Annotated in this window: 30 protein-coding genes and 3 pseudogenes; 21 read left to right on the forward strand and 12 right to left on the reverse strand. The window is 70.4% G+C overall.

All coding sequences use genetic code 11. The features are described 5' to 3' along the window. Window positions 1-76: 76 nt before the first annotated feature. Together ADY59_RS12930 and ADY59_RS12935 are read left to right on the forward strand one after the other, a co-directional pair. Window positions 77-346 (forward strand): LysE family translocator, encoded by a 270-nt coding sequence (locus tag ADY59_RS12930; RefSeq protein WP_269433592.1) that lies wholly within the window; start codon window positions 77-79, stop codon window positions 344-346. A 156-nt stretch (window positions 347-502) separates the two neighbouring features. Beyond that, a complete protein-coding gene (locus ADY59_RS12935) occupies window positions 503-682 on the forward strand; it encodes a sulfurtransferase TusA family protein (RefSeq protein ID WP_053174712.1) in 180 nt (59 codons plus the stop codon). On the opposite strand, the gene ADY59_RS53970 is transcribed toward ADY59_RS12935, so the two are convergent. Continuing rightward, window positions 624-1,028: a Tn3 family transposase gene (locus ADY59_RS53970; protein ID WP_156325465.1), complete on the reverse strand. Its 405-nt coding sequence runs from the start codon at window positions 1,026-1,028 to the stop codon at window positions 624-626. The genes ADY59_RS12935 and ADY59_RS53970 overlap by 59 nt on opposite strands. 74 nt (window positions 1,029-1,102) lie before the next feature. Between ADY59_RS53970 and ADY59_RS49840 the strand changes: the two genes are divergently transcribed. After that, window positions 1,103-1,264 carry a helix-turn-helix domain-containing protein gene (locus ADY59_RS49840; protein WP_156325446.1) on the forward strand — a complete coding sequence of 54 codons (162 nt, stop codon included), beginning with the start codon at window positions 1,103-1,105 and terminating at the stop codon, window positions 1,262-1,264. Window positions 1,265-1,317: 53 nt separating this feature from the next. On the opposite strand, the gene ADY59_RS12940 is transcribed toward ADY59_RS49840, so the two are convergent. Further along, entirely contained in the window at window positions 1,318-1,989 is a 672-nt protein-coding gene (locus tag ADY59_RS12940) for a DUF998 domain-containing protein (protein WP_049561926.1), read from the reverse strand. Between the two features lie 117 nt (window positions 1,990-2,106). Here ADY59_RS12940 and ADY59_RS12945 point away from each other — a divergent pair, with 117 nt between their 5' ends. Together ADY59_RS12945 and ADY59_RS12950 are read left to right on the forward strand one after the other, a co-directional pair. Next, the gene (locus tag ADY59_RS12945; protein ID WP_063780652.1) at window positions 2,107-2,562 is read left to right on the forward strand and encodes a GbsR/MarR family transcriptional regulator; all 456 of its coding nucleotides are present in this window, start codon (window positions 2,107-2,109) and stop codon (window positions 2,560-2,562) included. Next, window positions 2,559-3,731: an FAD-dependent monooxygenase gene (locus ADY59_RS12950; protein WP_049561929.1), complete on the forward strand. Its 1,173-nt coding sequence runs from the start codon at window positions 2,559-2,561 to the stop codon at window positions 3,729-3,731. Before ADY59_RS12945 ends, ADY59_RS12950 begins: the two co-directional genes overlap by 4 nt. A gap of 181 nt (window positions 3,732-3,912) precedes the next feature. On the opposite strand, the gene ADY59_RS51280 is transcribed toward ADY59_RS12950, so the two are convergent. Beyond that, complete coding sequence (locus tag ADY59_RS51280) at window positions 3,913-4,125, reverse strand: helix-turn-helix domain-containing protein (protein WP_197093593.1); 213 nt, start codon at window positions 4,123-4,125, stop codon at window positions 3,913-3,915. Further along, window positions 4,083-4,562, reverse strand: a complete 480-nt coding sequence (locus tag ADY59_RS12955; RefSeq protein ID WP_197093594.1) for a recombinase family protein — start codon at window positions 4,560-4,562, stop codon at window positions 4,083-4,085. The genes ADY59_RS51280 and ADY59_RS12955 overlap by 43 nt, the downstream gene beginning before the upstream one ends. Between ADY59_RS12955 and ADY59_RS53975 the strand changes: the two are divergent. The 3 genes and pseudogenes from ADY59_RS53975 to ADY59_RS48640 all read left to right on the forward strand — a co-directional run. Beyond that, window positions 4,523-4,714, forward strand: a pseudogene (locus ADY59_RS53975) (MFS transporter); the annotation flags it as partial. The gene ADY59_RS12955 and the pseudogene ADY59_RS53975 sit on opposite strands and share 40 nt — an antisense overlap. A gap of 104 nt (window positions 4,715-4,818) precedes the next feature. Then, window positions 4,819-5,385 (forward strand): hypothetical protein, encoded by a 567-nt coding sequence (locus ADY59_RS52515; protein ID WP_053174715.1) that lies wholly within the window; start codon window positions 4,819-4,821, stop codon window positions 5,383-5,385. Window positions 5,386-5,462: 77 nt separating this feature from the next. Next, window positions 5,463-5,642 carry a hypothetical protein gene (locus tag ADY59_RS48640; RefSeq protein ID WP_197093596.1) on the forward strand — a complete coding sequence of 60 codons (180 nt, stop codon included), beginning with the start codon at window positions 5,463-5,465 and terminating at the stop codon, window positions 5,640-5,642. 47 nt (window positions 5,643-5,689) lie between these two features. Here the strand turns inward: ADY59_RS48640 and ADY59_RS51290 are convergent, their stop codons facing one another. Continuing rightward, entirely contained in the window at window positions 5,690-5,941 is a 252-nt protein-coding gene (locus tag ADY59_RS51290) for a hypothetical protein (protein WP_197093597.1), read from the reverse strand. Here ADY59_RS51290 and ADY59_RS12965 point away from each other — a divergent pair. Then, entirely contained in the window at window positions 5,928-6,545 is a 618-nt protein-coding gene (locus ADY59_RS12965; protein WP_049561930.1) for an RICIN domain-containing protein, read from the forward strand. The genes ADY59_RS51290 and ADY59_RS12965 overlap by 14 nt on opposite strands. 165 nt (window positions 6,546-6,710) lie before the next feature. Here the strand turns inward: ADY59_RS12965 and ADY59_RS12970 are convergent, their stop codons facing one another. After that, window positions 6,711-7,121, reverse strand: coding sequence for a hypothetical protein (locus ADY59_RS12970; RefSeq protein WP_156325447.1), 411 nt, complete (start codon window positions 7,119-7,121; stop codon window positions 6,711-6,713). Between the two features lie 136 nt (window positions 7,122-7,257). Further along, a complete protein-coding gene (locus ADY59_RS12975) occupies window positions 7,258-7,629 on the reverse strand; it encodes a hypothetical protein (protein WP_049561932.1) in 372 nt (123 codons plus the stop codon). 485 nt (window positions 7,630-8,114) lie between these two features. Between ADY59_RS12975 and ADY59_RS49845 the strand changes: the two genes are divergently transcribed. After that, complete coding sequence (locus ADY59_RS49845) at window positions 8,115-8,282, forward strand: hypothetical protein (protein ID WP_156325448.1); 168 nt, start codon at window positions 8,115-8,117, stop codon at window positions 8,280-8,282. Window positions 8,283-8,488: 206 nt separating this feature from the next. On the opposite strand, the gene ADY59_RS12980 is transcribed toward ADY59_RS49845, so the two are convergent. Together ADY59_RS12980 and ADY59_RS12985 are read right to left on the reverse strand one after the other, a co-directional pair. Continuing rightward, window positions 8,489-8,824, reverse strand: a complete 336-nt coding sequence (locus ADY59_RS12980) for a hypothetical protein (protein WP_156325449.1) — start codon at window positions 8,822-8,824, stop codon at window positions 8,489-8,491. Further along, window positions 8,824-9,618 carry a MerR family transcriptional regulator gene (locus ADY59_RS12985; protein WP_049561939.1) on the reverse strand — a complete coding sequence of 265 codons (795 nt, stop codon included), beginning with the start codon at window positions 9,616-9,618 and terminating at the stop codon, window positions 8,824-8,826. The genes ADY59_RS12980 and ADY59_RS12985 overlap by 1 nt, the downstream gene beginning before the upstream one ends. 226 nt (window positions 9,619-9,844) lie before the next feature. Between ADY59_RS12985 and ADY59_RS12990 the strand changes: the two genes are divergently transcribed. The 6 genes and pseudogenes from ADY59_RS12990 to ADY59_RS52520 all read left to right on the forward strand — a co-directional run. Beyond that, window positions 9,845-11,083, forward strand: coding sequence for an alpha/beta hydrolase (locus tag ADY59_RS12990; protein WP_269433590.1), 1,239 nt, complete (start codon window positions 9,845-9,847; stop codon window positions 11,081-11,083). Between the two features lie 56 nt (window positions 11,084-11,139). Further along, window positions 11,140-11,325, forward strand: coding sequence for a hypothetical protein (locus tag ADY59_RS49850; RefSeq protein WP_156325450.1), 186 nt, complete (start codon window positions 11,140-11,142; stop codon window positions 11,323-11,325). A 47-nt stretch (window positions 11,326-11,372) separates the two neighbouring features. Further along, window positions 11,373-11,699 (forward strand): helix-turn-helix domain-containing protein, encoded by a 327-nt coding sequence (locus ADY59_RS53980; RefSeq protein ID WP_442937698.1) that lies wholly within the window; start codon window positions 11,373-11,375, stop codon window positions 11,697-11,699. A gap of 15 nt (window positions 11,700-11,714) precedes the next feature. Then, window positions 11,715-11,846, forward strand: a pseudogene (locus ADY59_RS53985) (winged helix-turn-helix domain-containing protein); the annotation flags it as partial. Window positions 11,847-11,853: 7 nt separating this feature from the next. Beyond that, window positions 11,854-12,291 carry a transposase gene (locus tag ADY59_RS49855; protein ID WP_156325451.1) on the forward strand — a complete coding sequence of 146 codons (438 nt, stop codon included), beginning with the start codon at window positions 11,854-11,856 and terminating at the stop codon, window positions 12,289-12,291. Window positions 12,292-12,447: 156 nt separating this feature from the next. Then, window positions 12,448-12,673 (forward strand): annotated as a pseudogene (locus tag ADY59_RS52520) (transposase); the annotation flags it as partial. A 190-nt stretch (window positions 12,674-12,863) separates the two neighbouring features. Here ADY59_RS52520 and ADY59_RS13000 read toward each other — a convergent pair. Further along, the gene (locus ADY59_RS13000) at window positions 12,864-13,484 is read right to left on the reverse strand and encodes a TetR/AcrR family transcriptional regulator (protein ID WP_049561943.1); all 621 of its coding nucleotides are present in this window, start codon (window positions 13,482-13,484) and stop codon (window positions 12,864-12,866) included. An 87-nt stretch (window positions 13,485-13,571) separates the two neighbouring features. Here ADY59_RS13000 and ADY59_RS13005 point away from each other — a divergent pair, with 87 nt between their 5' ends. Genes ADY59_RS13005 through ADY59_RS13015 form a run of 3 tightly spaced genes read left to right on the forward strand, consistent with a single transcriptional unit; the run spans window position 13,572 to window position 15,815 of the window. Continuing rightward, window positions 13,572-14,753: a cytochrome P450 gene (locus ADY59_RS13005; protein ID WP_082310067.1), complete on the forward strand. Its 1,182-nt coding sequence runs from the start codon at window positions 13,572-13,574 to the stop codon at window positions 14,751-14,753. 5 nt (window positions 14,754-14,758) lie between these two features. Then, window positions 14,759-15,424: a class I SAM-dependent methyltransferase gene (locus ADY59_RS13010; RefSeq protein WP_049562034.1), complete on the forward strand. Its 666-nt coding sequence runs from the start codon at window positions 14,759-14,761 to the stop codon at window positions 15,422-15,424. A 58-nt stretch (window positions 15,425-15,482) separates the two neighbouring features. Next, window positions 15,483-15,815, forward strand: a complete 333-nt coding sequence (locus ADY59_RS13015) for a thioredoxin family protein (protein WP_049561950.1) — start codon at window positions 15,483-15,485, stop codon at window positions 15,813-15,815. Between the two features lie 18 nt (window positions 15,816-15,833). On the opposite strand, the gene ADY59_RS13020 is transcribed toward ADY59_RS13015, so the two are convergent. Both ADY59_RS13020 and ADY59_RS13025 read right to left on the reverse strand, forming a co-directional pair. Further along, window positions 15,834-17,084 carry an MFS transporter gene (locus tag ADY59_RS13020; RefSeq protein WP_082310068.1) on the reverse strand — a complete coding sequence of 417 codons (1,251 nt, stop codon included), beginning with the start codon at window positions 17,082-17,084 and terminating at the stop codon, window positions 15,834-15,836. After that, a complete protein-coding gene (locus ADY59_RS13025) occupies window positions 17,081-18,457 on the reverse strand; it encodes a rhodanese-like domain-containing protein (protein WP_049561951.1) in 1,377 nt (458 codons plus the stop codon). The genes ADY59_RS13020 and ADY59_RS13025 overlap by 4 nt, the downstream gene beginning before the upstream one ends. 95 nt (window positions 18,458-18,552) lie before the next feature. Between ADY59_RS13025 and ADY59_RS13030 the strand changes: the two genes are divergently transcribed. Then, window positions 18,553-19,230, forward strand: coding sequence for an ArsR/SmtB family transcription factor (locus ADY59_RS13030; RefSeq protein WP_049561952.1), 678 nt, complete (start codon window positions 18,553-18,555; stop codon window positions 19,228-19,230). Further along, window positions 19,227-20,414, forward strand: coding sequence for a cysteine desulfurase family protein (locus tag ADY59_RS13035; protein ID WP_049561954.1), 1,188 nt, complete (start codon window positions 19,227-19,229; stop codon window positions 20,412-20,414). Before ADY59_RS13030 ends, ADY59_RS13035 begins: the two co-directional genes overlap by 4 nt. The last annotated feature ends 17 nt before the right edge of the window (window positions 20,415-20,431 follow it).

Here is a 20,431-nt window from a genome sequence, read left to right on the forward strand (position 1 = left end):
TTGGTGATCAGGCCGGTGAGATATCCGTCAGGCGAGGGCGCGCAGCACTGGCTTCGCGGGCGGATATCTCACCGGCCTGATCACCAACCTCGGCAATCCCAAGGCGGGCGTGTTCGCCGTCTCGGTACTGCCCCAGTTCGTGACCGCGAAAGGCCCGGTGTTCCTGTCGACCGTCGCCCTGGGAGCCCTGTGGGCGCTCGTCAGCGCCTCCTGGTACATGTTGCTCACCTGGGCCGTCAGGCGAGGGCGCGCCCTGGTATCGCGGCCGGCCGTCCTGCGGGGGCTCAGCGTGACCACCGGCGTCGTCCTGCTGGGGCTGGGCGCCGCGGTGATAGCAGGTGCCTGAGGGCCGGGCCGGCATTCCCTCTTCACGCCGCTTCCCGCCGAGGCAGCGGCACGACCAGCGCGGCAATCGCGATGACGCCGTCCTGGCCGCCGCGCTCGGCACCGCCGCCGCCTTGGCCGCCCGCGACCTCGCCGACCAGGCGAGCCCGGCACGATCGTGCACGTCATCACCACCGGCCCGGCCGCGCCCCTCGACCTGCCCGCCTGGTGCCCTCTGACCGGCCACAGCTACCTCGGCCCGCTCCCCAACCGCCAGCAGCCCACCTATGCCCTGCGAGTCAGCGACCACCCCCGCCCGGTGGACGCCGACGCACGCCGGCGCCCCGGCAACCGCTGAGGCCGCCCCTTGCCGGTGGAATCGCGACACGCGGCCTGACGCCCCACCTGGAGCGCCGGGCAGACCGAAGCAGGCTGGGCAACTGGTCGTGCTGCGCCGCCTCAACGCGCTTGGACAACCGCGCGGTTGACGTCGACGTCAGTCGCCCCCACTCGGGCTCGTCCGGGTTTCGCAGCTCCCGCACACTCCCCGGGCCGAGATCGGGCAGCGCGAAAGTGTAGGTGCCGATCACGTTGATGTGCCGGCGGCCGAACGGCGACAAGCGGGCGACATCCTCCTCCGCAAGCGGGTAGCCCGCCCTCTGCAGAGCACCCAAAGCCTTATCGACGTAGAAGCTGTTCCACAGCGTGACGCTGGAGCCGCGCGCCGAGCGTCAAGCCGACGGTCGCCGCCGCCAGGCGCCGCGAAGCCGCTGGCACCATGCTGCCCGGCAAGAAGACCGGCCGCCCCCGTGCGGTCGGCCCAGCCGAGCCGGCCGTGCTGCGCCACCTCGCCGACGAAGGCGTCAGCGTCACCGAGGCTGCCCGCATTCTGAAGATCTCCCGCAGCACGGCCTGCGCCGCGCTCGCCGCCAGCCGGTAGGTCCAGGACTCCGGAGGCTCCGTCAAGGCGCGGCAGGCCGTGCGGCTGGCATGTCAAATGCCGGACTTAGCCGGTTCTGTCGGCATATCGGCTGGGTGGCGGAGCAACCCTGCGGCGACGGCGATGATCCAGCAGAATCCGGCCAGCAGGGCGAGGTGCTCGAGCAGACCGGCCGGAGCGGGCCGCCAGATGCCGAGCGTGTCGAGGCGGTAGGCGATGCCGGCGGCGAAGGCGAAGATGATGACGAGAGAACCTGAGGCGCGCAGATGGCGCGCCCGGGCGCGACTGGCCGCGCCCAAGCGTCGGGCCAGGACGAAGGCGGCGCCGCTGAGGCCCGCGAACAGGGCGAGCCCTGCCGCTTGGTGAACGCCTCCGGCGGCGGTGATGCCTTCCGGCTGTCCGGGCGGGTAGCCGAGGGCGGGGTCGGTGGGCACCAGTCCAGCCACGGCCAGGCCGACGGCTGCGGTGGCGATGAGGACGGGTCCCCAGGTGGCGCCGCGGCCGGAGTGCAGGGCCCGTCGCAGGCCGATGGCGAACAGGCCTAGGAGCAGAGCGCCGAGCAGGGAGTTGGCGGTCTGCAACCAGGCGCGCTCGCCCGTGCCGAGCTGGCTGGCGCCATGATGCCACAGGCTGTAGCCGGGACGGGTGGCGCCGTCGCCCCACAGCACTGCCGGAACCAGGACACCGGCGGCCACGCCGCAGCGCAGCGTCCATGTGATGAACATGGGGAAAGCCCTCCTTCTCCGCGACGCGCGTCGCGGGCCGACCAGACTTCCCGGCTCACCATGTTGTTGGATACACAGATTTTAGCTCATACTGAAACTCGCGAAAAGGGGGATTCATTGGCCGACGACGAACAACTGTTGGAATGGGCTGAGCAGGTCGCCATGCACCTGGCACGCGATGGCGTGCCGCCGATCGCCGGGCGGATCCTGGGCTGGCTGATGGTCTGCGATCCGCCGGAGCAGTCGGCCGGCCAGATCAGCGCCGCCATCGGCGCCAGCCGCGCGTCCTTGACCATGAACCTGCGGTTGCTGACCGGCATGGGCTTCCTCACCTGGCGGACCCGGCCGGGCGATCGCACCATGTACTACCGGATGGCCGACGACGCCTGGCAGGCGGTGGTGCAGAAACAAGTGGCGGGGATCGCCTCGTTCCTCGACATCACCCGCCAGGGCCTCGAACTGGTCGGCCCCGACGACGAACGGGCCGCACGCGTCCGTCAAGCGCACAGCACCTTCGCCTGGATGGCCAAGGTGTTCGAACAGGCCCCACCCCTGAACAAGGAGGATTCATGACCGGTCACGCGATCGTGATCGGGGGCGGCATCGGCGGTCTGGCCGCCGCCGTCGCTCTGCGCCGCATCGGCTGGCAGGTGGATGTGCTGGAGCGCGTGCACGCCTTCGGCGAGGTGGGCGCCGGCCTGTCGCAATCGCCCAACGCGATGCGCGCCCTGGCCGAACTCGGCCTGGCCGGACAGGCCGAAGCGGCGAGCATGCCGACCTGGGCCACCCACACCATGCGCCTGCCCTCGGGTCACCACCTGATGCGCGCCCCCACCGGCCAGAACCCGCCGCTGCGCGCCTTCCGCCGGGCCGCCCTGCACCGGCTGCTCCGACAGGCGCTGCCCGAGGACGTGGTGCACACCGGCGTCGAGGTCACCGGCCTGGCCCAGGACTCCGAGAAGGTGACCGTCACCCACGCCGCCGGTCGGCAGGACGCCGACCTGGTCGTCGGCGCCGACGGCATCCACAGCCTCACCCGCCGCCTGCTGTGGCCGCACGCTGCCGCCCCGCGCTTCCTCGGCTACACCTCCTGGCTCGGTCTGGCCGACACCTCCGTCCCGGTGGGTGGCAGCATGACCCTGGGCCGCGGCTGCTACTTCCTCATCCACCCCGTCGCGCCGCACCAGATCTACTGGGCGCTGGGCACCACCGCCGACCAGCCCGGCCTCCGCTTCGACGACGAACTTGAGCAAGTGCGGCAACGCGTCTCCGGCTGGCACGCCCCGATCCCCGCCCTCCTGGAGGCCACACCGCCCGAACTGGTCCGCCACCTCGACATCCACGACCTGCCCGATCTGCCTGCCTACACCAGCGGCCGGATCGCCCTGCTCGGCGACGCCGCCCACGCCATGAGCCCTGATCGCGGCCAAGGCGCCGGCCAATCGATCGAAGACGCCGTCGTCCTGGCCGCCGCCCTCGCCGCCAACGCTTCCGTCCCCGCGGCACTGGACGCCTACGATGCCCAGCGCCGCCCCCGTACCCAGGCCACCGCCCGCAACGCCCGCCAGGCCGGTCATCAAGTGATCAACGCCGGGCCGATCACCCACGCCTTGACCGCTCTCGCCCTTCAGCTCACTCCCTCAACACTCTGGGCGCGCCTCGCACCCCGCACGCTCGGCCCCCTATGGGACTGGACACCCCCGGCCCTGCCGACAACGCCGGACGCACTCCCCCATGGCTGACTCACCGAGCCAAAGACCGCGCCGCCCCGAACCCGGAAACCGTCACCAACCAGCATGAACGCCAAGACCCCAGTGGCGGTGATCAAGCACGCGGCCCGTATCTGCCGTATTCCGGTGGCCCCCCTGACGGCCCATCCGTAAGGCTGCTACCACCAGCCGCCATTTGCGATTGATCCGCTGGTCACGAATCCTGCGTGACTGCCTTCTTCTTCGACTGGCGTGGCACCGTTGCCTCTTTGTTCAGGTGTCCGTACACCGTGGACCGCGGCACACCGAACAGGTCGGCGATCTGCTGGACCGTCTTGACGCGGGCGTCGTAGAGCTCCAGGGCAAGCGCCGCTTGGTCCTCGGTCAGCCGGGGGCGACGGCCGCCGACCCGGCCGCGGGCCCGCACCGAGGCCAACCATCCACCGTGTTCGCCACGATCAGCTCGCGCTGCGGCTCGGCCAGGACGCTCAGCATTTCGAACATCGCCCGGCCTTCGGTGGTCTCGGTGTCGATGCCCTGCTCAATCACGTGCATGCCGATCTTCCGCGTCCGTAGGTCCGCCCCGAGCGTCACCAGGTGCAGTACCGACCGCGACAGCCGGTCCAGGCGGGTGACCTTCAGGGTGTCGCCCTCGCGCAGCAGTTGCAGGACGAGATCGAGCTCCGGGCGGGAGGCCTTCGCGCCGGAGGCCCGGTCGAGATGGGTGTGCTCCAGATCGACGCCCGCGCGGATGAGCGCGTCGATCTGGTGATCGGGGATTTGGTCCGCGGTCGATACCCCGTGCGTGGATCGGCCACCGCAGGTTGCTGATCGCGGGCGCTGCCGTCTTCGCCGGTGTCTCACTGATCACCGCCACCACCTCCGACCCCACCCTGATGATCGTCTGGCGGGCCGTGCTCGGCATCGCCGCGGCCACCCAGATGCCCGCCACCCTCGGGCTGATCTTCTCCACGTACACCGACCCGCGCCAGCGCGGCCTCGCGGTCGGCATCTGGTCGGGCGGCATCTCCGTCGGCACCGCGCTCGGGCCGGTGATCGGCGGGGCGCTGCTGGAGGCCAACCCCGAAACCCGACGGCGGGGCGCCTCGACCTGTTCAGCGTGGCGCTGTCGCTGGCGACGCTGCTGCCGATCGTCTACGGCGTCAAGGAACTGGCCAGGCCTGACTCCCTCATCCCGGCGCTGGCTGGCATCGTGGCCGGGCTGGCGTTCGGCGCCTGGTTCATCGTGCGCCAGCTGCGCCTGAGCGAGCTGCTGCTGGACGTGCGGCTGTTCGCCAACCGCGCCGTCGGCGGCGCCCTGGGCGGCATCTACCTGCTGTTCACCCAGTACCCGCAGCTGGTGGAGGGCCTGTGGGTGCTGCCCGGCGCGGCCCTGCTGGTGGTCGCCTCCACCGCCTCGCCGGTCCTGGCCCGGCGTACCCGCCCCGGCTACCTGATCGCGGCCGGGCTGGCCATCCAACTGATCGGCTACCTGATGCTCAACCAGGTCGGCGCCGCCGGCGGACTGCCACTGCTGGTCGCCGGCTTCACGGTGCTGTATCCGGCCGTCGCGCCGTCCATGGCGCTGACCACCAACCTGGTCGTCGGCTCGGTGCCGCCGCACCAGGCCGGACAGCCCCTGCACTTCGCGCCGCACGACTTCCGCCGGAACCCCTTGCCAGCATGAACATTCATGTTTGAGATGTCCGATGCTCCGGGTCTCGCCCAAGCAACGAGGCCGGTTTCATCGAGATCATTCACAATTTGACCGAGCGCATCTCAGAAGCGCGCATCAACGGCTGGCTCGGTGAAGTCCACGGCCTTCAGGTCAGCCTCACCAAGGCCAAGGAGAAGCTTGCCAGTCTCGACCGGAGTACTGATCGCACTCGCACCGCAAGTGGATCCGTCCACCTCGGTATGCCGCTCCGCGGCAAGCGGTCGTGAAGGAGCCACCGCCGGCTCGGCCGTGATGGCAAAGATATTGGAGCCACTCACGCGCCCAGCCGCGAGGGCATTCGCACCCGGGCGTCTTCCACGCTGACGTGGCGCACCGCAGACCCCACGGTCAGGTAGCGCTGGTAGAACACCACTGCCCTTCTTGCCGCGCACCAGCCCTGGGCTGAGAGGTGCCCGTTCTCTTGATCGACACGTTCGTACAAGCCGCGCAGGTGATCTCGCCGCATTCTGAGGTCAGACAAACCCCCCAGAGAAAGGCGTGGCATGAGGTCCTTGGCCATCGTCATCGCGGTACTCATCGTCTGGTTCGGGGCGGCTCCCGCCTCGGCCGCGGAGCCTCCCACCGTCTCAGCGGTCGAGGCGTACGAGCAGGTCAAGAAGAGCGTCGCGGACGGAGTCGGCGGGCGGCGACTGACGGGCGGAGTCACCGTCTACGACTCTGATCCGTTCTTCTTCCACGTACGCGCCTACGGAGACTCCTACTGCCTGGACAACTTCGCCAGCGGCAACGGGGCGAACAACTCGCCGGTCGGCTTCTGGATCTGCAACCGCGGCATCACCGAGCAGTGGCGGTGGCGGTACTACAGCTCCACCGCCTACTACGGATGGGAGCTCGTCAACCAGGCCTCAGGACGCTGCCTCGACTACCCCGAATCCGCCGACGGCCAACTCGGCTGGCAGTTCAACGTCTACGACTGCAAGGACGGCGCCGCCGGCGGCCAGACCTTCAGGCTCTACAGCAATGGCTCCAGTCTCGCTCTGGCCTCTCCGGTGAGCCAGTGGTACGCCTGCCTGGACGGGTACTCCTCGCGCTGGCAAGGCAGCGGCAGCCCGGTCGGACTGTGGCGATGCGACCTGAACAACCCGAACGACTACCAGCGCTGGTACTGACACAGCATCGTCCTGCGGCTCAGGGACTCAGGCCACGGCGGCAGAGCGCGCAACCTGTTAGCCGCTTCTACGGGAAGACGGAAGACGGGAAGCCGTCCGGTCCGGACGGCTTCCCACTGCCGGGCTGTGGCCGCCCACAGCCATACGAACGATCTGGGGCCACGGTCACCGGGTCACATAGACGCGGGCGTGGGTCCAGGTCGGCCAGACGTAGTCGAAGTTGGTGGTGCCGGCGTTGTACGCCTGGTAGCGGTAGCCCGGCTCGTAGGGCACGTACAGTTTGTCGGTCTGGCAGTACGTGGGTCCCCGGCCGGCCTTGGCACAGCCTTCGATCTTTTTGTAGATCTTGTTGCGGGCCCAGACGACGATCTCCGGCCGCATGATCGCCTGGGGCTTGTTGCACGTCACCATGCCGATCCCGAACATGCGCCCGCCCTCGCGGTCGAACACGACATAGTTGCTGCACCCCTTGTACTCCCCTCCCCACGCCGAATCGGCATGGGCGGGAGCGACGGAGATGGCCATCATGGCCACCGCTGCGGCGCCGGCACCGACTGCTTTGATTGCGTTTCTCATGGACCACGCCTTTCCATGAAGAGTTCGAGTTTCTGCGTGCGCATGTCAATGGTGCGGCGCGATCGCGGTCAGACCTTGTACGAACGTGTCGCATCCTCGACCTGCAAGGCGTCATCGCAGGGACCGGGCACGGACCTTAGTCGTCGCCTTCGGCCAGCGTGGCGGCGAGTTGTTGGAGCAGGCCGGCGAGCTGCGTCCGCTCGTCCCCACTGAGCCCGGCGAGGTCGAGCGCTTCGGCCTCCCACTGAGTGGGCGCGGCCGGGTCCAGGGCGTGGCGGGCGGCGAACGCGGGCCAGCGCGGGTCGCTCGCCTTGCCCGGCGCTGCCGGCAGCCCGTACTCGAGCACTTGCTCGCGGGTGAGCGCGACCTGTTCCACGGCCAACCAGCAACCGCTGGTTCGGGCGAGCCAGTCGGTCAGGATCGCCTCGCCGCCGGCGTCGTGATCGCCGACGTAGGCCAGCACAGCCAGGCGCGGATCGGCGGCCAGGCGCTCGCGGACCCGCCGCACATAGGTCTCGCTGGAAAAGCCGCGCAGCGCCAGGACGGGCAGGCCGTAGTCGAAGCTTGCGGTAGGCCGCCGCGGTGTTCGGGATGATGCCGGTCACGGCCAGGTGGTAGAAGCACTGCCGCAGCGTCACTCCGCCCTCGTGGGCGGCGACAATCGGGCGGGCCTGTTCGACGACCTCGGCCCACCGGATGCGGCCCGGGGTACATGTACCCGTTCTTCCCCGCAGCAGGCCACCCAGCGACATCGCCCGCGCCATCGGCATCACCCCGCGCGCCGTCACAGGCATCATCAGCGACCTGCGCGCGGCCGGCTACATCGAGGTGTCACGCGACGGCACACGCAACCGCTACGTCGCTGGACCTGTTCACCCAGCATGACCTTCGCCGTGACGACGCTGGCGCTGACGGCGGTGCTGACCTCGCATCGGAGTGCCGCTGATGGGAAGCTTGGGAGGGTTCGCCCTGGTGAGGGAGAGGTGAGCAGGCGTGGCTGAGCATGCCGTGCTGCGCTTCCCGATTGCCGCGGACCTGGGACCGCTGCGGGATCAGGTGCGCGCTTTCGCGGCGGCCCGCGAGCAGCATCTGACCGAGATGGCCAGATTGATCGAAACGATCCGCAGACGGCGCGAGAAATCATCGAGACCGGCCTACTGACGCATCCAGCCGCACTGCCGAGCCTGCCCGCCTCTGCGGACGCCTGACCAGCCCGCCAACGATTACCCAGCGTTACATTGCTCCGGTCGGTTCGACCCGAGCGGGAGCCCTTCACCATGGCCGGCCCCAGAGCCGAGCAGATCACCATTCGCCAGCTGCTCGACCACAGCTCCGGCATGTCGGATACCACCTACCCCGAGGCCGGCCTACCCCAACCGGACTCCCCGCGCCCGGCGTCGTGCGATCCACAAGGCCAGGCTGACCATGCCCTGCAGATCGAACGCCACGATCCGTCGAACCTGATCGGGGACCAACCGGCGGAAGGCCGCCCGCAATGCCGTTCGTCGGTTCGCGCCGCCCCTGCGCTCCGCTCCGAACAGGCGGTACCGGGTCGTCGCCTCCAGGGCGAGCACCGCGACGACGGCCGCCTCGGCGATCACGATCAGCGGGCGGGCAGTGACACGCCGGCCACGAGCAGGACCGTGACCAGCAGCTCCACGGGGGACCATGGCGAACAGCGCGGCGCGCGCGATCCTCAGCATCACCTTCGCTCCGTCAGCTTGATCATGAGCAGCCGGAGCACCTCGGCCTGGGCGGCGGACACGTCGGCGTACATCGTCCTCAGCCACTGCCCGCCACCCGCGTTCTCCACCGGGTCGGTGCCCGGCGGGCGCATGTGATCGGGAGCCGAGTCCAGGTTCGCGACCATCGCCGTCGCCATCTCGTCGGGAATGTAAGCGGCGAGGTCGGCGGCGAGCGTGCTGACGCGGGAGTCGTCGGGGCCGGCGTCGGCGAGCTCGTCCAACCGGGCGTAGAGGGCGTGTCCCCGCGCGACCGCCTCGGGCTCGGTGAGCGGGCGGTACAGATCGAGGAATACGGCCCGATCGGCAGGGTCAGCCACGGTGTCCATCAGGGCCAGCAGCTCGCGGTCGATTTCAGCGGACTTGGAATCCCCGGCGGGGAGATCGCGCAGCACGGCCGCCATGTCGGGCGACACCGCCGAGTCGGGATGCACGTCCACCTCCGCCAGCAGCGCGGCCAGCCGAGCCCGTCTGTGGCTGATCGTCTCCTGCTGCGCAGCCAGGTCGGCGTCCAGCTCCTTGAGCACTTGCGGCAGCTCCCGGCCCTGGCCGGCCAGGACGTCGCGGATCTCGTCCAGGGACAGGCCCAGCTCGGCCAGCCGGCGCACGCGCGCGAGAGCCACCGCGTCCCGCAACTGGTACTCCCGGTAACCGTTGGCCAGCCGTTCGGGCTCGGGGAGAAGTTCCAGGTGGTGGTAGTGGCGCACGGTCCGGGCGGACACCCCGACCAGCGTGGCAAGCTCGCTGATCCTCATGTCCTTATTGGACACATTAACGCTACGTCAAGGTCAAGCGCTCCAACGCCTCCAGCACCAGCGATCGCGCCGACAGCAGCCGGACGTGGTGGTCGCCGGCATCGCGCACCGATGTCCCTCCGCAGCCAGGCGGCCCAACAGGCGATACGGCTGGACAGCCCCTTGGTCGACACCCCCGGCGCCGCGCAATTGACCTTGACGTAGCGTCATGGCTTTTCCTGAAGCCATGAAGATTCTCAGTGATCGGCGCCACGGCGTTGAACGTGTCCCGCGCGGCAACCTCGACGTGGCCTATGTGCGAGCGGGACGGCGAGGGACGACGCCTCTGCTGGTGATTCCGGGTGGACCGGGGATGGGCTCGGTCCTGCCGTATCGCCGGCTCCGGCGCATGGCCGCGAACCGCGGGTTCGACGTCATCATGGTCGAGCATCGGGGTGTCGGCTTCTCCCGTCGTGACCGTGCCGGGGTGGATCTGAGGTGGGAGGATCTCACCGTCGCCGCGGCGGTCGAGGATCTCGTGGCGGTGCTCGACGCGTGCGCCGTGGACCGCGCCGTCGTCTACGGCACCTCCTACGGTGGCTATCTCGCGCAGGTGCTCGGCGCCACCCACCCGCAGCGCGTGGCCGCCATGGTGCTCGACTCCACCTACGCCTCGGTTGACGACTTCGACCTCTGCCGGGCGTACCTGCGGCGGTTGTTGTGGGACGGGGACGACCCCACGACCAGAGGCGTGGCAGCGGCGCTACGCGCCCTGGTGGAGTCGGGAAAGGTCACGGACGACGAAACGGCCGTCGTGGTCCCGCTCGTCTACGAGATCGGCGGGGTTCCGCTCCTGTCCAAGCTGCTCATGGCGGTGGGCAGAGGCAGGCGCCGCCTCTGGGATCGGCTGGCCGCCCTGGTCACCGGCGAGCTGTCCCGGATACGCCCTTACGTCATGGAGTTCGACCTCGCCGGAGCGATCAACTTCCGTGAGGCCTACGCGCAGAAGCCGGACGGCCTCCCCCTGGACCCCGCCCTGCCCTTCGCCTCCATCGCCGACCGCTTTCCCTCCTTCATCGGCGAACCCATCGACGCGCCCGCCGCCCTGCGAAACTTCACCTGGCCTGTCGCCGTCGTGTCCGGAGCCAGGGACCTGCGCTCCATACCGGCTGTCGCGCAACGGATCCGCGACCTGACTCCCCACGGCGTGCTCGTGCCCTTCGACGGGCTGGCGCACAGCATTCTGGACAACCATCCCGCTGCGGCCCTGGCCATCGCCCGACAGACGACAGAAGAGCATCTTCACCTCCTGCCTACGCGGACGGCCCACCTGGCCGCTCTCCGTGGCCGCGGCAAGGTGGCACTCGGCGGCCCGCTGATGAACCTCATGCTGACCGGGAGCGCAAGAGACCCGCGCGGCGAAAGGGTCGCCGGCATGCTGGGGGTCGACTTGCCTGACGTTCCTGACAGATCTCCAAGCAGCTGACCAGCCAGTTCGCCGTACAGCAGTAGATAGGGGGCAGACCAAGTACGGCGGAAAGGGTGACATCGATCGTGCTCGATCAGCTCGTCAAGCCGCGCCAGCCCTGGTTGCGGCGCGATCTCTGGGGCGGCCGGGATGTCGGCGCGGAGCACGCTGAGCAGGCGGCGCATCTCGGTGAGCGTGGTGCGGACGTTCGTCGCGATGTCGGTGGATTCCAGGCATTCTTCACAAGCGCTTTGTTTTGACGTCACCCGCGCTACAGAGGTTGAAGGACTGAGGTATCACCGCGCGGTTGCGTGCTCTCGGAGGGGTTCGGGAGTATGCCGGTGGAATCCGTTATCCGGATGGTGGCAGTCTCACCCCGGCGGCGCGGGCCGAGCGTGAAGAGGTCCGCTTGGAGATTGCCGGGTTGTTCGCCGCAGGCATGTCACCGCCTCAGGTGGCCAAGAAGTTGCGGGTCTTCCGCAAGTCGGCCTACGTCTGGCACAGGGCCTGGCGCACGGCAGGGGTCGAGGCGCTGGCGTCGAAGGGCCGGGTGGGCAGCGCTGCCGGTTCAGCCCAGCGCAGGTGCAGCGCTTGGAGGCCGCGTTGGACGGCGGTCCGGCCGTGTGGGGCCTGAACCGAAGATCAGCGTTGGACATCGGGGCGGGTGACGGTACTGGTCGGCAGGTTGTTCCACCTCTCCTACACCCCGCGCGGGATCTCCTACCTGCTGCATCGCGCCGCGCCGCCGAGCGAGACGAGGAGGCGATCGCCACCTGGGTGAAGGAGACTTGGCCGTTGGCGGAACAACGGCGCGGGACCAGGAAGCGTGGATCTGCTTCGCCGACGAAGCAGGGCAATCGCTGACGCCGCCCAAGACCCGTACCTGGTCCCGCCGTGGCTGTACCCCGATCGTCACCGTCTCCGGCAAGGGCTCCGGACGCGTCAACCTGGCCGGGCTGATCTGCCTCAAGCCGGGACATCGGGCCCGGTTCATCTACCGCATGAGAATCTATCGGCGTCGCAAGAACGCACGCAAAGGGTTCAACGAGGGCGACTACGCCCGTCTGCGGGATGCCGTCCACAAGCCGCTCGGCGAGCCGATCGTGCTGATCTGGGACAACGTCAAAGATTCGTTCGTCGTTTGCGCTCAGGATCGCCTGATGGGGCCAGAAGACTCGTTCCGTTGGGGCCGGAGGACTCGTTCAAAGCCAGCCGTCGATGAATGAACTGCCTGCCGAGCAGGACCGTCGCTGACACACGAGCAGTTGATCTCGATGCTCGTGAGTGGGGCCCGCAGCTACGGGCTGCAGCTGACCAAGTGGGTGCTGGAGTCGGCGGGAAGGCGAGATCACCGATCACCTCGGCCATGACGCGATGTCTGCCCGGTGGAGGTGCGGGTGCCGCGCGATGTCGGCGGCACTTTCGAGCCCCCGCTGGTGCGCAAGCGGCAGCGCCGGCTGTCCGGGATGGGATGAGATGGTCTTGTCCTTGCCGGCCAGGGGCCTGACCCATGGAGAGCTCTCCGGCCACCTGGCCGAGGTGTACGGCGCCCTGGTGCCCAAGCAGACCATCTCCTCCATCACCGACGAAAGCGTCGACACCCGCACCGCCGTCCTGACGCGTGTCTTCATGGCGCCGATGAGTCTGGATCCGACCGGCAAGGGCCGCAAGAGATGGACCATGCGCTGGAAGGCACCCTTGACCGCCTTCCAGATCGCCTTCGAAGGCCGCCTCACCCCTGCCAGCCTCTGACCACCTCAACAACCAAGATCAGCCGAGGACAGCGACATCTCGCCCGTCACGCAGGTGGGTGCGGGGTGGGGTGGGCGGCGGCCATGACGCCGTGCACGGCCGCCGCGATGCGGTCGGCGGCTTGGCCGGGGTCGGGCCGGCCGGCGTCCAGCCAGGCGATGACGGCCTCCAGGGTGAAGGCGGGGATCAGGTTGGCGGCCCAGTCCAGCCAGGGCCCCTCGGGGATGACGCGGGCCAGGTTGCGGCGGGCGACCTCGCGGGAGACGGCGGTGATGGAGTCGATCAGGTCGCGGAAGTCGGGCTCGCGGGCGGCGTAGCGGAACAGCAGCCTGAACCCGTCGGGGTCGGCCGTGGCGGCGCGCAGCAGGGCGGGAATGGAGTTCTCGTCGAAGTCGTCGGCGCCGGTGGCCTCGGCCAGCCGTGCGCAGGCGCGGTCGAGGACGGCCCGGTACAGGTCGGCCTTGGAGTCGAAGTGCCGATACAACATCGCCCGTGTCAGCTCGGCCTCAGCGGCGATGTCGTCCAGGCCGGTGGCCGCGTATCCGGCGCGGGCGAACGCACGGGTGGCCGCGTCCAGGATCTGCTCGCGCCGCTCCGCGCGCCGCAGCCTGCGCACTGGTTGACCCGGCCCGGCCTCGTGCCCGCTCTGGCTCGCTTCGGTGCTCATCCCGACCTCCACTTGTAGAAGGCAAAGTATACATGTAGCTTCTTATACATTAGAGTCTACAAAAACGAATCTACTTCAGGTGGAGCTGTGTCCGATCCCGTACAGTTGCCGTTCGAACAGCCAGGACCGCTGGAACCGCCGCCGCTGCTGCGCCGGTTGCAGGCGGCGGGCCCCATCCACGCCATCCGCACCGCCGTCGGCGACCCCGGCTGGCAGGTGACGGGATATGCGGAGGTGCGCGCCCTGCTGGACGACAGCCGGCTCGGCCGTGCCCATCCCGAGCCGGAACGCGCCTCCCGCACGGGCGAGTCGGAGCTGTTCGGCGGCCCGCTGGGCGGTTTCGACACCGAGCGGGCCGACCACCAGCGGATGCGCTCGCTGCTGCAGCCCCACTTCTCGCCCAAGCGGATGCGCGCCCTACGAGGGCGCGTCGAGCAGCTCACCTCGCAGCTGCTTGACGAACTGGCCGACGCCGCCCCGCCCGCCGACCTGCACGCCGCGCTGGCGCTGCCGCTGCCGATCGCGGTCATCTGTGAGCTGCTCGGCGTCCCGTACGAGGACCGCGAGCAGTTTCGCGCCTGGACGCGGGAGGTGGCCGACGTCACCGACGGCGCCCGATCGGCCCAGGGATTGGGCGCGCTGTTCGCGTACGGGCAGAAGCTGGTGGCGCGCAAGCGCGCCGCAGGTGACGCGGACGGCGATGTGATCTCCCGGCTGGCGGCCACGGAGGGGGTGAGTGACGACGAGGCTGCCGCGATGGGGATGTTCCTGCTGTTCGCCGGGCACGAGACCACGGTCACCGCCATCGGGCGGGGTGTGTTGTGGTTGCTGGCCACTCCCGGTCAGTGGCAGGCCCTGGTCGGTGACCCGTCCCGGATCGACGCCGCGGTGGAGGAGATCCTGCGCGCGCCGAGCCTGGGCGGCGGCGGCATCCCGCGCTACGCCCGCGAAGATCTGGTCATCGCCGGTGTGCGGGTGCGCGCCGGGGATCTGGTGCTGCTGGACACCGGCGCGGCCAACCACGACGCGGGCGTCTTCGCCGATCCCGACCGGTTCGACGTCGACCGGCCCGCCGTGCCGCATCTGGCCTTCGGGCACGGCGCCCGCTACTGCGTCGGCGCCCCGTTGGCCCGCATCGAGTTGCAGGTCGTCTTCTCCCGGCTCACCGCCCGCTTCCCCACCTTGGAACTGGGCTGTGCGGTGGAGGAACTGACCTTCGACAAGCGCACCCTGACCGGCGGGCTGACCGCCCTGCCGGTGACCTGGTGACCGGCATGAGCGCGGCGAAGGAGAGCAGGCAGGTCAGCAGGCGGCGGCCGTTGTTCAGCCGGATGTATCCCAAGATGGCCGCCGGCATGGACCGGGGCGGCATGACGGAGCGCCGCCGTGAGCTGCTGGCCGGCCTGTCCGGGGAGGTGGCCGAGGTCGGCGCCGGGCACGGCGTCAACTTCTCGCACTACCCGGCCGAGGTGACACGGGTGACGGCGGTGGAGCCGGAGCCGCGCCTGCGCGCTCAGGCGCAGGCCGTCGCCGCCGCAGGGACGGCGGCTCCTGTGGAGGTGGTGGCCGGCGTCGCCGAGCACCTGCCGACGGCCGATCGCAGCATGGACGCGGTGGTGTTCTGCATGGTGCTGTGCTCGCTGCCCGACGCCGGTGCGGCGCTGGCCGAGGCACGACGCGTGCTCAGGCCGGGCGGGCAGCTCCGATTTCTGGAGCACGTACGAGCCGACACGCCCGGCCTGGCCCGGCTGCAGGATGTGCTGGATGCCACCATCTGGCCGCTCATGGTCGGCGGCTGCCACCTCGGCCGCGACGCCGAAGCCGAACTCCGGCGGGCCGGGTTCCACATCGATCAGCTGGATCGCTTCCTGTCCCCGCCCGTACGGACCCCGGTCTCCTTCCACGTCATCGGCACAGCCCTGCGTGATGGCGATGAGTGAGCGGCATGGCGAGGGGCGGCCGAAGTCGTCATCGATACGGACAGCAGAGAGGAACGCCATGGGCGCCACGCCACTCGCATTGACCACGGCCGGCTTCGATGCCGAGCTGACGGGCGCGGGGACGCAGCCCTTCCTGGTGGACTTCTGGGCGAGCGGATGCGGTCCGTGCAAAGCGCTCGCCCCGGTGCTGGAGGAGGTCGCGGCGGAGCAGGCGGGCCGGCTGCGGGTGGGCATGGTGCAGTTGGACAACGCGCCGGAGCTGGCGGGCCGGTTCGAGGTCATGGCACTGCCGACACTGATCGTGTTCGTCGGCGGGGTGGAGAAGAAGCGGCTGACCGGGGCGCTCACCAAGGCCGAGTTGCTCGCGGAGCTTGAGGAGTTCAGCAGCTGAACCACCGCACCTGGCAGCTCAGTGACCACGGGGCTCGGTGATCCAGCGGGCGGCGAGCAGCCCGGAGGCGGCGGTGAGCACGGCGGCGGCGACGACGGTGGCCTCCAGGCCGAGTGCGTCGGCCAGGACACCGGCGACGAGGGCTCCCGCGGCGTAACCGATGTCGCGCCAGAACCGGTAGGTGCCCAGGGCGTTGGCCCGCCAGGCCGGGTGGGCGTGGTCGGAGACGGAGGCGATCAGCGCCGGGTACACCATGGCTGTGCCCAGGCCGAGCGCCACGGCGGACAGGATTCCGGCCAGCAGCGGACGCTCCAGCAGCGCCAGGGCCAGGACGAACCCGCCGGCCTGGACGAGCATGCCGTACACGATGAGGGGTTTGCGGCCGATGCGGTCGGCGAGGTGGCCGGTGGGGATCTGCCCGAGGCCCCACAGGATCGGATACAGACCCTTGATCAGGCCGACCGCGGCCAGGCCAAGCCCGTAGTCGGTGAACAGCAGCGGGAACACGCCCCAGGTCAGGCCGTCGTTGAGGTTGTTGACCAGCCCGGCCTGGCTGGCGCCGCGCAGCGACCGCTCCCGCCAGGAGGTGCGTACGAACGTCGCCGCCGGCCCGGTGTTCCCGCCCTCGGGCAGCGGCTCGGGATGCTGGGCGAGTTCGAGGGCGACGTGGGCAGCGGTGTCGCGCACGATGAGCGCCAGGGCCAGTCCGGTGGCGACGAAGACGACACCGATGAGCTCGGGGGCCGGGCGCAGCCCGTAGGCGGTGGCGAGGTAGCCGGTGAGCAGCGCGGTGACGCCGACCGCGGTGTAGCCGGCGGCTTCGTTGAGCCCGGTGGCCAGGCCGCGGCGGGCCGGCCCGACGAGGTCGATCTTCATGTTGACGGTCATCGACCAGGCCAGGCCCTGGTTGAGGCCGAGCAGCACGTTCGCCGCCACGATCCACCACCACGACGGCCCCCAGGCCAGCATGAACGGCACCGGCGTACCGACCAGCCACCCGGCCAGCAGAAGCTGCTTGCGGGTGAAGCGCGCGGTCAGCGCACCGGCGGCGAGGTTGGTGGCCGCTTTGGTGAGGCCGAAGGCGATGATGAAGGAGAACACCGCCAGGTCGCTGGTCAGGCCGAAGATGTCGGTGCCGATCAGTGGGACCGTGGTGCGCTCCAGCCCGACCAGGCCGCCCACGCAGACGTTGACGACGACGAGCAGGGTGAACTGCAGCCAGTTCTCCCGCAAGCCGAGCCGCACGGGCGCGGCCGTGCCGGAGCTCACCGGGCACCGCCCCCGGTGGCGTCGAGCTTCGTGCCGTGGGCGGCGGCGTAGTCGGCCGGGCCGCCGTCAAGGACGGTCACGCCGGGGTGACCGGCGCGTTCCAGCAGGCTCGCGGCGGTCATGGCGCGCTCGCCGTGCCCGCACCCCACCACCGCCCCTGCCGCGACGTCGGCGGCGCGGGCGGCGAGCTCGCCGAGTTCCAGGTGCAGCGCCCCGGGCACGTGCCCATCCGCATACTCGGCTGCCTGCCGCACGTCGAGGTACGGGCCGGCCGGTGCGCGGTCGGCGGTGACGAACGCGGTCGACGCCTGCGGATGGCCGGCCGCGAGCCAGGCGGGTATTCCGCCGGCCAGATGTCCCGCCAGCCGCTCGTAGCCGATCTTGCGGGCCTGCCAGATGACCTCGTCCAGGTCCTGGCCGTCACCGACCACGAAGGCCAGGGGGGCGGTGTCGGGCAGCAGCCAGCCGAGCCAGGTGGCGAACTGATCGCGCAGTGGGATGGACAGCGCGCCGGGGATGTGAGCGGCCGCGTACTCGGCCGCCGGGCGGACATCGACGACCTGGCCGCCGTCGGCGAGCAGCGCCCGGACGCGCTCGGCGTTCAGCGCGGGCAGCGGCGGCGTGCCGGTCAGGACGGCGGGGCCGCGCCGGTTGCGCTCGGTCAGCCGGTCGAAGTAGGCGGGGTAGGAGCCCAGGCTCGCCACCAACCGGCGGACGAAGGTGTCCTCGTCCGGCGCGGCCAGCAGCGCGTTGGTGCGTTTCTGGGCGCCGATGGTGGTGGTGCGCTCGGCGCCGGGCGGGGCCGAGCAGAACGAGCCCGCGCCGTGGGTGGGCCACACCGCGGTCGCGTCCGGCAGGGTGGCCAGCCGGTGCAGCGAGCGGTACTGGGCGCGGGCCAGTTCCTCGGTGCGCTCGGCGCCGAGCAGATCGGTACGCGCGGCCGAGCCGACGATCAGCGACCCGCCGGTGAACACCCCCAGCTCCCGGCCGTCATCCAGCAGCAGGAACGACAGATGCTCATCGGTGTGGCCGGGCGTGGCCAGCGCGCGCAGCCGCAGCCCGCCGAGATCCACCTCATCCCCGTCGGCCAGGCCCCGGTGCGGAATGCCGCGTTTCCCGGCCGCCGAGGCGAGCACGGCCGCCCCCGTGTCGTGGGCGAGTTGCACGGCGCCGGACAGGAAGTCGGCGTGCAGGTGGGTGTCGGCCGCGTACGCCACCCGCAGGCCGCGCCGGGTGGCGGCGGCGCGCAAAGCGCGCAGGTCACGGCTCGCGTCCACGGCCAGCGCCCGGCCGTCACCCAGATCGACCAGGTAGGCGCTGTTGCCCAGCCCTTCGTCCACCAGCGGTATCAGATACTCCTCGGCGAATCCCACGATGTCCCTCCAAGATCTGGCCCCCGGCGGGGCCGGGCAGGGGCGCGCACCGCTCCCCAGAAGGTACGATATTCCATAGATTAATGGAGGATTGGATGAGTGACGCAACCCCCGCCCAGGCCAAAGCCCGGCTGTATGAGGCGTTCGCCGCCAGCGGCAAGGCGCTGGCCAGCGGAAAACGCCTGGAGCTGCTCGATCTGCTCGCCCAGGGCGAGCGCACCGTCGAGGCCCTGGCCAAGGCCGCCGGGCTGAACCTCACCACCGCCTCGGCCCACCTGCAGACCCTCAAGCAGGCCGGGTTCGTCACCACTCGCCGCGACGGCGTGCGTATCCACTACCGGCTGGCCGGTGATGACGTCGCCCAGCTGTTCGCGCTGCTGCGCAAGGTCGCCGAGACCCACCAGGCCGCCGTCCCCCAGGCACGCCTGGCCTATCTCGGCGACGACAGGGCGGAGGAGGTGACCCGGGAGGAGCTGTACGCCCGCGCCCGGGCGGGCGAGGTGCTGGTGCTGGACGTGCGGCCGGTGGAGGAGTACCTGGCCGGCCACATCCCCGGCGCCGTGTCCATCCCGGTCACCGAGCTGGCCGACCGCATCGAGGAGCTGCCCGAGGGTGTCGAGATCGTCGTGTACTGCCGCGGCGAGTATTGCGTGCTCGCCTACGATGCGGTCCGGCTGCTGACCGGCCGCGGCCGCCGGGCGATCCGGCTCAGCGACGGCATGCTGGAGTGGCGGCTGTCCGACCTTCCCGTCGAGGCCGGAGCACCCGCATGACCGGCGCGACCGGTGGGCCCCGCCCGCAGGCCCTCCAGCATCCGGGCCTGGCCGGCGGGCCGGTCTACCTCGACTACAACGCCACCACCCCCGTCGACCCGCGCGTGGCCGAACAGATGGCGGCGCACCTGGATGGCCTGTTCGGCAACCCGTCCAGCGGCCACCGCTATGGTGTGCGGCCCCGTGCGGCACTGGGGCACGCCCACGAGCAGGTCGCCGCCCTGATCGGCGCCCGTCCGGACGAGATCGTCTTCACCGCCTCCGGTTCGGAGGCCGACCTGCTCGCCCTGCGCGGCGCGGTCCTGGCCGCCGGCCGCCCCCGCCCCCACGTGATCACGCAGGCCACCGAGCATCCGGCCATCCTGGAAACCTGTCAGGCGCTGAAGCGCCTGTACGGCGCCCGGGTGACGGTACTGCCGGTCGATGGCGACGGGCTGGTGGACCCGGCCGTGCTGGCCGCCGCGCTGGATGAGGACACGGTCCTGGTATCGGTGATGGCCGCCAACAATGAGACCGGCGCCCTGCAGCCGATCGCCGACCTCGCAGCGCTCGCCCATGCCCGGGGTGCGCTGTTGCACTGCGACGCTGCTCAGGCCGTCGGCAAGATCGGCGTGGACGTCGGAGCGCTGGGCGCGGACCTGCTCACCGTGGTCGGGCACAAGATGTACGCGCCCAAAGGCATCGCCGCCCTATACGTGCGCGACGGCGTCATCCTGGAGCCGGTCGTCTACGGCGGCGGCCAGGAACGCGGACTGCGCGCCGGCACCGAGAACGCCGTCCTGGCCGCCGCGCTCGGCACCGCCGCCGACCTGGCCGCCCGCGATCTGGCCGACGGCGAACCCGCCCGGCTGGCCGCCCTGCGCGACGACCTGCACCGCCGGCTGGCCGAGTACCTGCCTGGCCGGGTGCACCTCAACGGCCCCAGCCGGCAGCGGCTGCCTAACACGCTGAACGTCAGCATCGACGGCGTCCTCGGCCACGACCTGCTCGCCTCCGCGCCACAGCTCGCGGCCTCCACCGGATCGGCCTGCCACAGCGGCACCCACACCCCCTCCCCGGTACTCACCGCCATGGGCCTGAACCCCGAACGCGCCCTTGCTGCGGTCCGGTTGTCGCTGGGCCGCTGGAGCACCGAGACCGACATCGAAACGGCCACAGCCGCCCTGATCAAGGCCGCCTCTTGACCACGCCCACCGGTCCA

Origin of the sequence: Nonomuraea sp. SBT364 (assembly GCF_001083785.1) — a bacterium.
Lineage (GTDB): Bacteria > Actinomycetota > Actinomycetes > Streptosporangiales > Streptosporangiaceae > Nonomuraea.

Coding starts and splice junctions, on each gene's coding strand:
- ADY59_RS13000 (WP_049561943.1), bottom strand. CDS start 13,484: ATGAGCACCGAAGCGAGCCAGAGCGGGCACGAGGCCGGGCCGGGTCAA.
- ADY59_RS12970 (WP_156325447.1), bottom strand. CDS start 7,121: ATGAGAAACGCAATCAAAGCAGTCGGTGCCGGCGCCGCAGCGGTGGCC.
- ADY59_RS12950 (WP_049561929.1), top strand. CDS start 2,559: ATGACCGGTCACGCGATCGTGATCGGGGGCGGCATCGGCGGTCTGGCC.
- ADY59_RS13010 (WP_049562034.1), top strand. CDS start 14,759: ATGAGCGCGGCGAAGGAGAGCAGGCAGGTCAGCAGGCGGCGGCCGTTG.
- ADY59_RS13015 (WP_049561950.1), top strand. CDS start 15,483: ATGGGCGCCACGCCACTCGCATTGACCACGGCCGGCTTCGATGCCGAG.
- ADY59_RS51290 (WP_197093597.1), bottom strand. CDS start 5,941: ATGACGATGGCCAAGGACCTCATGCCACGCCTTTCTCTGGGGGGTTTG.
- ADY59_RS12990 (WP_269433590.1), top strand. CDS start 9,845: ATGAAGATTCTCAGTGATCGGCGCCACGGCGTTGAACGTGTCCCGCGC.
- ADY59_RS13030 (WP_049561952.1), top strand. CDS start 18,553: ATGAGTGACGCAACCCCCGCCCAGGCCAAAGCCCGGCTGTATGAGGCG.
- ADY59_RS49840 (WP_156325446.1), top strand. CDS start 1,103: ATGCTGCCCGGCAAGAAGACCGGCCGCCCCCGTGCGGTCGGCCCAGCC.
- ADY59_RS12985 (WP_049561939.1), bottom strand. CDS start 9,618: ATGAGGATCAGCGAGCTTGCCACGCTGGTCGGGGTGTCCGCCCGGACC.
- ADY59_RS12940 (WP_049561926.1), bottom strand. CDS start 1,989: ATGTTCATCACATGGACGCTGCGCTGCGGCGTGGCCGCCGGTGTCCTG.
- ADY59_RS13035 (WP_049561954.1), top strand. CDS start 19,227: ATGACCGGCGCGACCGGTGGGCCCCGCCCGCAGGCCCTCCAGCATCCG.
- ADY59_RS12980 (WP_156325449.1), bottom strand. CDS start 8,824: ATGCTGAGGATCGCGCGCGCCGCGCTGTTCGCCATGGTCCCCCGTGGA.